This is a genomic window from Rhodococcus coprophilus NBRC 100603 (assembly GCF_001895045.1).
Taxonomy (GTDB): domain Bacteria; phylum Actinomycetota; class Actinomycetes; order Mycobacteriales; family Mycobacteriaceae; genus Rhodococcus; species Rhodococcus coprophilus.
Window position 1 is genome coordinate 115735 of record NZ_BDAM01000001.1, and the last position, 9827, is coordinate 125561.

Annotated in this window: 12 protein-coding genes; 4 read left to right on the forward strand and 8 right to left on the reverse strand. The window is 68.2% G+C overall.

All coding sequences use genetic code 11. The features are described 5' to 3' along the window. Positions 1 to 8 precede the first annotated feature (8 nt). From RDCOP1_RS00555 to RDCOP1_RS00565, 3 genes are read right to left on the reverse strand one after another with little or no spacing between them, the layout of a single operon-like run. Entirely contained in the window at positions 9 to 1136 is a 1128-nt protein-coding gene (locus RDCOP1_RS00555; RefSeq protein ID WP_072698146.1) for an FAD-dependent oxidoreductase, read from the reverse strand. Between the two features lie 50 nt (positions 1137 to 1186). Next, positions 1187 to 2140 (reverse strand): phosphotriesterase family protein, encoded by a 954-nt coding sequence (locus tag RDCOP1_RS00560; protein WP_072698147.1) that lies wholly within the window; start codon positions 2138 to 2140, stop codon positions 1187 to 1189. A 41-nt stretch (positions 2141 to 2181) separates the two neighbouring features. Further along, positions 2182 to 3180: a phosphotriesterase family protein gene (locus tag RDCOP1_RS00565; RefSeq protein ID WP_072698148.1), complete on the reverse strand. Its 999-nt coding sequence runs from the start codon at positions 3178 to 3180 to the stop codon at positions 2182 to 2184. 148 nt (positions 3181 to 3328) lie between these two features. On the opposite strand from RDCOP1_RS00565, the gene RDCOP1_RS00570 reads away from it, so the two are divergent. Further along, positions 3329 to 3916 (forward strand): TetR/AcrR family transcriptional regulator, encoded by a 588-nt coding sequence (locus RDCOP1_RS00570; protein WP_072698784.1) that lies wholly within the window; start codon positions 3329 to 3331, stop codon positions 3914 to 3916. Between the two features lie 21 nt (positions 3917 to 3937). On the opposite strand, the gene RDCOP1_RS00575 is transcribed toward RDCOP1_RS00570, so the two are convergent. The 5 genes from RDCOP1_RS00575 to RDCOP1_RS00595 form a co-directional block, all read right to left on the reverse strand. Then, positions 3938 to 4870, reverse strand: coding sequence for a LysR family transcriptional regulator (locus tag RDCOP1_RS00575; protein ID WP_072698785.1), 933 nt, complete (start codon positions 4868 to 4870; stop codon positions 3938 to 3940). 67 nt (positions 4871 to 4937) lie between these two features. Continuing rightward, on the reverse strand, positions 4938 to 6074 hold the full coding sequence (locus RDCOP1_RS00580; RefSeq protein WP_072698149.1) for an NAD(P)/FAD-dependent oxidoreductase: 1137 nt from the start codon (positions 6072 to 6074) through the stop codon (positions 4938 to 4940). A 28-nt stretch (positions 6075 to 6102) separates the two neighbouring features. Next, positions 6103 to 6297, reverse strand: a complete 195-nt coding sequence (locus tag RDCOP1_RS00585; RefSeq protein ID WP_072698150.1) for a ferredoxin — start codon at positions 6295 to 6297, stop codon at positions 6103 to 6105. After that, complete coding sequence (locus tag RDCOP1_RS00590) at positions 6294 to 7472, reverse strand: cytochrome P450 (protein WP_072698151.1); 1179 nt, start codon at positions 7470 to 7472, stop codon at positions 6294 to 6296. Before RDCOP1_RS00590 ends, RDCOP1_RS00585 begins: the two co-directional genes overlap by 4 nt. Before the next feature lie 102 nt (positions 7473 to 7574). Further along, the gene (locus RDCOP1_RS00595) at positions 7575 to 7952 is read right to left on the reverse strand and encodes a VOC family protein (RefSeq protein ID WP_072698152.1); all 378 of its coding nucleotides are present in this window, start codon (positions 7950 to 7952) and stop codon (positions 7575 to 7577) included. A gap of 109 nt (positions 7953 to 8061) precedes the next feature. On the opposite strand from RDCOP1_RS00595, the gene RDCOP1_RS00600 reads away from it, so the two are divergent. Genes RDCOP1_RS00600 through RDCOP1_RS00610 form a run of 3 tightly spaced genes read left to right on the forward strand, consistent with a single transcriptional unit; the run spans position 8062 to position 9823 of the window. Beyond that, on the forward strand, positions 8062 to 8811 hold the full coding sequence (locus RDCOP1_RS00600) for a TetR/AcrR family transcriptional regulator (protein ID WP_072698153.1): 750 nt from the start codon (positions 8062 to 8064) through the stop codon (positions 8809 to 8811). A 53-nt stretch (positions 8812 to 8864) separates the two neighbouring features. Beyond that, a complete protein-coding gene (locus RDCOP1_RS00605) occupies positions 8865 to 9242 on the forward strand; it encodes a TA system antitoxin ParD family protein (protein WP_072698786.1) in 378 nt (125 codons plus the stop codon). Further along, positions 9239 to 9823, forward strand: coding sequence for an ATPase (locus tag RDCOP1_RS00610; protein ID WP_072698154.1), 585 nt, complete (start codon positions 9239 to 9241; stop codon positions 9821 to 9823). Before RDCOP1_RS00605 ends, RDCOP1_RS00610 begins: the two co-directional genes overlap by 4 nt. The last annotated feature ends 4 nt before the right edge of the window (positions 9824 to 9827 follow it).

Sequence of the window (9827 nt, forward strand, 5' to 3'; positions counted from 1 at the left end):
GTTCTCCTCTAGTGGGTGGCGGGCTGCTGCGAGGCGGGCTTCTGTCCCGGGAAGACGTCGTTGACTTCGTCTTCGCTCCAGCCCTGGCGGGAGATGCGCTGCAGTTCGTCGGTGACGGGCTTGCGGGTGGCTTGGAAGTCGGCGAGTGCTGCGGCGACGGTGTCGGCGTCGCGCAGGGCGTCGGCGAGGGCGCCGGCGTCGAGGATCGCGGAGTTCGCGCCCTGTCCCTGGTGGTGCAGCATCGAGTGGGCGGCGTCGCCGACGAGGACGGCGGAGTCGGAGTGCCAGGTGTCGACGGGGTCGATGTCGTAGACGGCGCGGAGATTGACGGTGTTCATGTCGATCTCGCGGGCGATCTGCACGATGCGTTCGTCGAAGCCCTCGAGGGTGGCGAGGAGGTTTTCGCGGGTGGCTTCGGGCGACCAGGTGCTGTCGGGGCACAGGGCGGTGACGTCGAAGGACACGTCGTTGCGGTGACGCAGCGGCAGGAAGTACACCTTGGTGCCTTTGCCGATGTACATGCGCAGGTTGTCGTCGGTGGTGAGGCCGTGGGTGGCGTCGGCGGAGATGACGGCGCGGTAGGCGTGTTCACCGGAGAAGACGGGCTGCTGGTCGCTGAACAGTTGCTGGCGGACGACGGATTTGATGCCGTCGGCGCCCACGACGAGGTCGGCTTCGACGACGGTGCCGTTGGTGAAGGTCAGGACGGTCTTGTCGCCGCGGTCTTCGGCGGTCTCGAGTTTGTGGCCGAGTTCGACCATGCCGTCGGGTAGCACGCTCAGGAGCGCATCGATGAAGTCGCCGCGGTGGATGAGGTGGGTGTGGGTCTTGACCTCGTAGTCGTCCATGCCCGGCCAGTCTTCTTTCATGATGGGCTGACCGGTGGCGGTGAGGATCTCGAAGTAGTCGCTGGGCGAGCTGACCTGGGCGATGGCGTCGAAGGTTCCCCACTCGCGGAAGCGCTGCATGCTGGACGGGCGGAGTCCGATGCCGGCGCCGACCTCGCGGATTTCGGTGGCTTGTTCGTACACGGTGACGTCCGCGCCGAGCAGACTCAGAGCCTTGGCGGACGCGGCGCCGGCGTATCCGGCGCCGACGATGGCGATGGTCAGGTTCTTCAGGTCTGCAGACTGCATGGTCGTGTCTCTCTGGTGGGGCGCGGCGATGCGCCGGGAAGATTGGTGGGTCAGGGCTGGATGGTGAGGAAGTCGGCCGGGTTCTCGACGAAGAGCTTGGTGATGGTGGCGTCGTCGAGGCCCGCGTCGCGCAGGTCTGGAATCAGGTCTTCGAACAGGTAGTTGACCGTGTGGCCTTTGACGCCCGGCCAGCCGAGTGGGCTGCAGTTGGCGTCGACTCCGGCCAGTGCCTGGTCGAGGTGACCTGCGCGGAGGAAGCGGAGGAAGTGGTCGAGGCGTTCGTTGCGGGGTCGGGCCCAGAACGGCGGGTCTTCGAGTTCGGTTTCGTAGCCGAAGGTGTCGAAGCCGACGCGGCCGCCCTGGGAGGCGATCCAGGTGTCGCGGGTCTTTTCGGCGTTGATGCCGTCGTCGGCGTGGCCGAACAGGACCCGGTGCAGCGGCAGGCCTTCTTCGTTGAAGATGGCGATGGCGTTTTCGGCGTCGATGGCGAGGTGGGTGAGGATCGGGACGCCGGTGTTCAGGGCGGCGCGGGCGGCGGCGCGGTAGATGCGCTTGTCGAGGTCGGTCATGCGACCGCCTCGGCTGACGCCGACCTTGATGACGCCGGCGCGGCTGCCGGTGTTGCCGATGCCCACGGTGATTTCGTGGACGAACTGGGCGGTGAGGTACTCGACGGTGGCGCGTTCGAAGAACGGCAGGGCGGTGTCGCCGCCGACGAAGCCGGTGCAGGCGATGATGTGGACGCCGGTCTTGGCGGACAGTGACTTGTAGTAGTCGATGTCGCGGCCGTTGCAGATGCCGGTGACGTCGACGAAGGTGCCGCCGCCGTATTCGTGGAACTTACGGAGTTTCGGGACGGTTTCCTCGTAGCGGACCTCGGGGGTTTTCCACCACTTGGTGTCCAGTTCGGAGCCGGGCATGCCGTATCCGATGTGTTCGTGGATGGCGACGATGCCCAGTTCCTCGGTCGCGATGGGACCCAGGACGGTGTTGACTCTCGACACAGCTACTCCCCTTCGGGAAAAGATTCGGTGGGTTTCGGCGGTCAGCGCACGGCGGGGTGCACCGACAGCAGGTCGCGCGGGTTGTCGACGAGGATGCGCTGGACGTCGGCGCCGGGCAGTCCCTGGGCGGCGAGCATCGGCACGAACGTCGACAGCACGTAGCCGAACGGCACGTCACGGCCGGGATGGCCTTTGGCGACGCCGGTGGCGTTGCACGACAGCAGGATCCGGTCGCCGTAGCCGGTGTCGATCAGGTCGCGGACGAGTTCGGCGCGTGCGGTGTCGGTGAGGTGCGCATCGTCTTCGGTGCCGACGTGGTCGAGGGCGACGTACGCACCGCGCCGCGCGATCTCGAGGGGCGCGCCGGCGTCGACGGCATCCCGTCGGTCGAGTCCGCCGACGACGATGCGCGCGGCCGGCAGGTTCTCGTCGAGGGCGACGTCGAGGTCGGCGATCGGGTCTTTGCCGTAGCGCAGGGACACGGCGACCCCGGTGCTGCGGGCGGCGCGTGCGGCACCGCGGAGCAGGCTTTCTTCGGTGGCGGTCATGCCGGTGGGGTCGGCGGCGGTGGTGACGAGGCCGGCGGCGCCGCGGCGTTCGACGCGGGGCACCACCATGCCGTCGGTGATCTCTGCGGCGAACAGGTCGGCGAACTTCTCGGCCGGCCACGGGGTGGGCGGGTTGGTCTGCGGGGTCAGGAAGTACCCGCCGAGCAGGTTTTCCGGTCCCATGCCGGTGGACGCGACGATGTGCACGCCGGTGGTGCGGGACAGCGCTTCGTACAGGGTGACGTCGCGGCCGTGGAACATGCCGGTGCTGTCGACGATGGTGCGGCCGCCGTGCTCGCGGAAGTCGGTCAGTTTCGCCGCGAGGGTGTCGAAGATTTCTGCGCGGTCGAAGGTGATGTCGAAGGCGTGTTCGGCACCGGGGAGTACCGAGAGCAGCGACTCGTGGACCGAGACCACTCCGAGGTCCTCGGCGGGAACGGGTCCGAGGACGGTGTGGACGACCGCGTTCTCGGCCGTGTGGGTGCCAGTCATCGGCACTTCCTTTCGTCAGCGTCATGTCGGCACGACGTGGTGACAGTCACAGTAAGCTTTTACGTTACATCGTGTCAAGTGAATGGCCGCCACGCTATTTTAATGAACGCGCTGATAGGTGGGTGTACTGCCGCTAGGATTCGGTTTCATGTCACTCCGTGCGGCGCAGAAGCAGATGACCTACGACCTCTTCCTCGCGAAGGCACTCGAACTGTTCTCCGACAAGGGATACGGCGCCACGACGATCGACGACATCGCCACCGCCGCCGGCTCCACCCGCACCACCTTCTACCTGCACTTCTCGTCGAAGGCGGACGTGATGATCGCGCTGCTGACCAAGGCCGACCTGATCCTCACCTCGGCGGACAAGCCGACGTTGACCGCGGTGGTGGCGTCGGGATCGCGCGAGCTGATCCGGGAGTGGCTCGATCGAAAGTTTTCGCAATGGGACGAGATCAAGCCCTACATCACCGCCTCGTACCAGGCCGCCCATGAATCGGAGGTCGCGGCCAAGACCGAGCGCTGGTTCGAAGACTCGGTCGGCGAGATGATCCAAGGACTGAACCAGGCGAACCGTTTTCCGCCGGAGCGCCGGCGGGTCCGCTGCGTACTCGCGTTCGGGCAACTCGAGTACCTCTCGCGCCGCTACTTTTCGCTCGGCTGGGTCACGCCGCGAGAAATCTGCCTCGACGAAACCGTCGACTCCTGGTGCTACCTGCTCACCGCGGACCGCTGAGGTTCGCGGTGAGGGCCGGGATCACGCGGGCGACCCGAAGGCCGACGCTTCGACGAGAATCTCCCGCAACCAGCCGATGAACTCCGCGTCCGCCAGCCGCGGGTTCCACACCATGTCGATGCCCAGCGGTGCGACCGGCAGCGGAAACTCCTCGATTCGCAGCGGCACGCGTTCGGACATGACGGTCGCCACGAGGTAGGTGTGCACGGCGACCCCGCCGCCCTTCGCCACGAGATGGGGAACGAGCAGAAAATCGGAGATCAGCTGCCCGATCCGGTAATCCAGACCGTGCGCGTCCATCGCCGCGTACGGAGCGACCCGATTGCGGGCGTCGTAGGTCACGTGCGGCAGCGACGCGAGCAATTCGAGCGCGGACGCGTCCGGGTCGCTGTCGGGGTGGGCGACGACCACCCACCGGTTCTCGTAGAGCCGTTCCCGCGGATACGGCGAGGAGAACGCCTCCGACACCAGCACCACATCGACGCCCTCGTCGGTGAAGTCGCTCGGCTGCGGCTCGACGAAGTTGCGGATCCGCAGGGTGGACTTCGGTGCGCGCTCGGCAATCAGGCGTGCCAGGCGCGGCCCGAGCACGAACGCGGTGCTGGTGGTCATCGCGACCGTGATGGTGCGGCTGTCGCGGGACGGGTCGAAGCCCGGGAAATCCACCACCCGCGACGTCCGGCGGAGCACGTCACGCAGCGGCCCGATCAGCTCCCGGGCACGTGGGGTCAGCACCAGCCCGCTCCCCTGGCGCGTGACCAGTTCGTCTCCGAGGAGGCGGCGCATCCTGCCCAGCGCGTGACTCATTGCGGGTTGGGTGATGCCCACCCGCGCCGCGGCGCGAGTGACCGATTGTTCCTCGAGCAGTGCCAGCAGTGGCACCAGCAGGTTGAGGTTGACCGACGCGAGCCGTCCCAGATCGGGGTCGCCCGGATGGTCCGGCAGCTGGTTCATCCACACGGATGGTACGCATCCCCTCTGTGGGAGCGCAGGACGTCACACCACCGGCGACTGGGCGGGCTCACCCGGAGGCGGACGCCATGCGGCGCAGTTTCGGAATCGGGATGCGCTGGTTGACCGCCACCGCGACCGCATGGCCGTCCTCGTGGGTCCAGCGCATCACCGCCGGCCCCTCGGGCCGGTCTCCGGTGAGAAACTCCGGCTCCCCGGCCGCCGGCAGGTGCCCGACCGCCTTGAGATTCAACCCGAACTGTTCGGTCCAGAAGTACGGTTCGAGGTCCAGTTCGGGCGCCGCATCGCCGGTCAGCAGTGCCACGGCCGCGATCTTGGCCTGCTCGATCGCACTGTTCCACAGCGGGATCCGGCGCACCCCTGACCGCGTCGGGATCGAGGCGACGTCTCCGGCGGCGACGATGCCCGGGGCTACCCGCCCGCGCGCATCCGCTTCGAGGCGGCCGTCGGTCAGCAGGCCGCTGCCGGCCAGCCATTCCGTGTTGGGGATGTCGCCGATCGCCGTGACGATCAGTTCCGCCTCGACCCGCGCGCCGTCGTCGAGGAGCACGGTGTGCGGGCCGTCGAGCCCCACGGCAGTACCGTCGACCAGTTTCAGTCCCCGGGCAACCGCGGCCGTGGTGAACGCGGCGGACAGGTACGGTCCCAGATGGACGCGCATCGGCGGTCCGTCGGCGACGAGGGTGACCTCGCACCCTGCCGACAGGGCCGCCGAGGCGATTTCCATGCCCAGGGGGCCGGCACCGACCACCGCGACCGACGGCTGCGTCGCCAGCCGGTCCCGCAGTGTGAGGGCGTCCTCGAGGGTGCGCAATGTCAGTTCGGGGCTGTCGGGGCCACCGAGTCGGCGGGCCCGCGCACCGGAGGCGACCACCAGTCCGTCGTAGGACAGTTCCGAGCCGTCGTCGAAACTCATCCGCCGGGCGCGAGTGTCGAGGGCGAGCGCCGCCACCCCGAGGATCTCGGTGGCGCCGTGGCTGGGGGACGCCAGCTCGTGGGAGCCGCCGTCGACCAGCAGCGCCTTCGACAGCGCCGGTCGGGAGTAGGCGGGGTGCGGCTCGTCGCCCACGATGGTCAGTTCGCCGTCGAAGCCTGCCGCACGCAGGCTGTCGCAGGCGGTCTGGCCGGCGATGCCGTTGCCGACGACGACGATGCGGCGGACGGCGTCGGTGCGGGTGCTGTTCATGTCGGGTCCGTTCGTGCGGGTGGTGGGGTCAGGCCAGTTTCAGGGCGGCGACGGGGCAGACCCGGACGGCGGCGCGGGCGGCGGCGAGTTCGGTGCTGTCGTCGGGGAGTTCGCCGACGTCGATGATCAGTTCACCGTCGTCGTCGAGGTGCATCAGTGCGGGTGCGGCTTCTTCGCACAGTCCGTGGCCTTCGCAGCGGGGCCGGTCGAGGATGATGTTCATGCGGGGACCACCTTCAGGATGTCGAGTGCGTCGATGGAGCGGGTGATGTTGCTGGGCAGTCGCACCGGTTCGGCGGCGTCCAGCCGCTGCGCGTGCGTTGCGAGTGCCGTGATGACGGCGTGGGCTTCGAGACGGGCCAGTCCTTGCCCGGCGCAGCCGTGCGAGCCGTAGCCGAAGGACAGGTGGTCGGCGGGGTTACGTTCGACCAGGAAGGCGTCCGGGTTGTCGTAGTGTCGTGGGTCGCGGTTGCCGGCGCCGAAGAGGATGGCCACCTGGGATCCGGCCGGGACGAGGACGCCGTCGATTTCGACGTCCCGGGTGACCTCGCGGCCCCAGGCGTGCAGTGGAGCCCAGAAGCGGAGTACTTCGTTGAACGCCGCGGGCACGAGGCTGGGATTCTCGCGGACCAGGTCGAACTGGTCGGGGAAGGCGGCGAACAGTGCGACGATGTTGCCCAGGGCGGTGATGGTGGTGTCGACACCCGCGCCGAGGTACTGGTGGATGATGTGGCCGGCGGTGCCGGGAGGGATGGCGCCGCGGCCTTCGGCGTCGAAGATGCCGCGGCCGACCGAGCCGGGAGCCAGGTCCTCGGCCTGCACTCCGGCACACCATGCGTACAGTTCGCCGGCGATCGGGAAGTTCTCGAGGGTGCGGGGGTTCAGGGGGCCGATGACCTCCATGGCGGCCTGTCCCCAGCGCAGCATGTTTTCGCGGGCGGCGCCGGTGAAGCCGATCAGGTCGGCGACGACTTCGAGGGGAAATGCTCGGGCGAGGGCGTCGATCGCCTCGAAGGTTCCCTGGGCGACGAGGTCGGCCACGAGTGCCTCGGCCTTGGTGTCGATGCGGGTTTTGAGTCCGCGCAGCGCGCGTGGGGTGAGGTTCTCGGTGAGGGCGGCGCGCAGTTCGGTGTGGACCGGCGGGTCGGAGGCGAGGGATGTGCCTTGGAGTGCTTCGTTGACCATCGGGTTGAAGCCGATGGTGCGGGAGGAGAAGGTGGCGGGGTCGGCGAGTGCGGCACGGATGGCGTCGTAGCGGGTCAGGGCGTAGACGTTGTTGACGGGCAGGTGGACCACCGAGCCGAGCTCGCGTAGTTCGGTGAACGTCGGGTACGGGTCGGTGAGGACCGAGTCGGCGAAGAGGTCGATCTGGGAGGTCGCGGGAGCGCTGGGGGTCATGTGCTCAGTGAAGGGACTCCCGCCACATAAAGCCAACTCATCTTTGGCATGCCAGAACATGAATGGGATCGATATCGGGGTCGATACCCTGGTGGGTGCCGCTCAGACCCACTGCACGAGTTGCCAGACGAGACCGTTGGGGTCGGTGAACTGGCAGTACCGCTCCCCCCACGGTTCGGTCTCGGGTGCGGTGACCACGGTCGCGCCGGCGGCGGCGATGCGGGAGTACTCGGCGTCGAGGTCGTCGACGACGAAGGCGATGAGCATGCCCTGGCCGGCGGGACCGGCGATCGAGGCGGGCTTGAAGGTGCCGAGGCCGGTGCGCAGGAAGACGACGTTGAATCCCGCGTCGGGGTGGGCCAGCGACACGAAACCGTCGGCGGACATCGCTTCGGTGAAGCCGAAATGGGTGGTGGCGAATTCTGCGGAGGCCGCGGGATCGGCCACGTTCAGGGACAGGGCGGTGTCGGTGATCTTCACGGGAACCTCCAGGTGACGGAGACGAGGTGATGTTCGGGAGGGATGGAACCCAAAAACCTTGTGCAGTGTATAGAGTAACTCGTACCCGACCCGCGGAGGAGAGAATCCGATGGCGCGCGAACTGCTCGACCTGCTGTGGCGCGACCACCCCGCCGCCCGGCAAGGCGGCGCCCGCGGACCCCGCGCGAAGGTCACCACCTCGCAGGCCGTCGACGCCGCGATCACTCTGGCCGACACCGAAGGACTCGAACAGCTCACCGTGCGTCGCCTCGCCGCCGAACTCGGCATCTCCGGAATGGCGCTCTACACCCACGTCGGCTCACGCGACGATCTGCTGGTGCTCATGGCCGACGCCGTGCACGGCTCCGCGCCGCGCCGCCCGTACCTCGGATCGGACTGGCGCACACGGGTACGGCAACTCACCGACGCCGACCTCGCGCTCTACGGCGGACACGAATGGCTGCTCGACGTCTCTGACCAGCGGGTATCGCTCGGTCCGGGGACGATTGCGAAGTACGACCACGATCTGCACGCCTTCGACCACACCGGTGTGAGCGACGTCGATCGTGACGCGGCGCTGACCTTCGTCGCGGACTTCACCCGCGCCGCAGCGCGCGCTCGCCGGCCCGACCCGCACGCCGCGGACATGGCGGAGGTCTGGTCCGCGTGGCGTGCACGCCTGGCGTCCTATGTCGGGAACGACTTCCCGCTGGCCCGGCGGGTCGGCGCGGCGGCCGGTGCGGTGCTGAACACCTCGTACAGTCCGGAAGCGTCATGGGAGTTCGGGCGTGAGCGCGTCCTGGATGCACTCGCCATGCTGTTCCGGGCCGGATCGGACGATTCCGGCCCCTCGTTGTAGCAGATTGCTACACTGGGGAGAACGGTGTGGCGCGTCGCGCGAAGGAGTACGTCATGACGAACGTCGTCGACAAGGTGACCAGGTTCTCGTCCGAGCTCGTCGACGCGGCTGCGTCCGAAGGCGAACGGGAGAACCGTTCGGCCCGTCAGCAATTGGAACACTGGGCGCGTGTCGGCCGTGAGGTGTCCAACCAGCGTCAGGTCGCGAGGCGCCGCGTCGAAGCCGCGCTCGCCGGGCGGCTGCCGCTGCGCGAACTTTCCGACGAAGAAGGCGTGGTGTTCAACGCCGAAATCGCCGCCGCCCTCGAGGAATCCCTCGCCACCGGCCATCACGTCGACGACCGCGCCGCCCGCGGCCTGGCCTCGGTCGTGCTCGACGAGCAGGGCCGCGTCGTCAAGCATCTGCCTGACGGCACCCAGATCGTGCTGTGAGGCGACTCGATCTCGTCGTCGGGCCCAACGGATCCGGAAAGTCCACGTTCGTCGAGCAGCGTCTCGCTCCCCTGCTGCCCGGCAGTGTGTTCGTCAACGCCGATGTGATCGCCAAGCAGCGGTGGCCCGACAGCCCGGAGGAGCATTCCTACGAGGCCGCGCAGATCGCCGCGACCATCCGTGACCTGCTGATCGACCAGGGCGAGTCGTTCATCGCCGAGACGGTGTTCTCGCATCCGTCGAAACTCGATCTGATCGACCGGGCGCAGCGCGCCGGGTACGTGGTGGTGCTGCATGTGGTGCTCGTGCCCGTGGAGTTGTCGGTGGCCCGTGTTGCCGAACGCGTCGTGGAAGGCGGCCATCGCGTCCCCGAAGAGAAGATCCGCTCCCGCTTCGACCGGCTGTGGCCGCTGGTGGCGGACGCGATCGGGCGGGCCGACCACGCGACCGTCTACGACAACACCGCCGCGGACGTCACCCGGATCGCGGCGCGGTTCGTCGACGGTGATGCGGTCGGCGAGGTCGCGTGGCCCGCGTGGACGCCTGCGGCGTTGACCGGCGCACCGACCGTCTCGGGCTGATCGT

Bases quoted from the DNA above. Each gene is read 5' to 3' on its own strand.
- RDCOP1_RS00590 (WP_072698151.1), bottom strand. From the start codon at position 7,472: ATGACCCCCAGCGCTCCCGCGACCTCCCAGATCGACCTCTTCGCCGAC.
- RDCOP1_RS00570 (WP_072698784.1), top strand. From the start codon at position 3,329: ATGTCACTCCGTGCGGCGCAGAAGCAGATGACCTACGACCTCTTCCTC.
- RDCOP1_RS00575 (WP_072698785.1), bottom strand. From the start codon at position 4,870: ATGAACCAGCTGCCGGACCATCCGGGCGACCCCGATCTGGGACGGCTC.
- RDCOP1_RS00565 (WP_072698148.1), bottom strand. From the start codon at position 3,180: ATGACTGGCACCCACACGGCCGAGAACGCGGTCGTCCACACCGTCCTC.
- RDCOP1_RS00585 (WP_072698150.1), bottom strand. From the start codon at position 6,297: ATGAACATCATCCTCGACCGGCCCCGCTGCGAAGGCCACGGACTGTGC.
- RDCOP1_RS00580 (WP_072698149.1), bottom strand. From the start codon at position 6,074: ATGAACAGCACCCGCACCGACGCCGTCCGCCGCATCGTCGTCGTCGGC.
- RDCOP1_RS00555 (WP_072698146.1), bottom strand. From the start codon at position 1,136: ATGCAGTCTGCAGACCTGAAGAACCTGACCATCGCCATCGTCGGCGCC.
- RDCOP1_RS00605 (WP_072698786.1), top strand. From the start codon at position 8,865: ATGACGAACGTCGTCGACAAGGTGACCAGGTTCTCGTCCGAGCTCGTC.
- RDCOP1_RS00600 (WP_072698153.1), top strand. From the start codon at position 8,062: ATGGCGCGCGAACTGCTCGACCTGCTGTGGCGCGACCACCCCGCCGCC.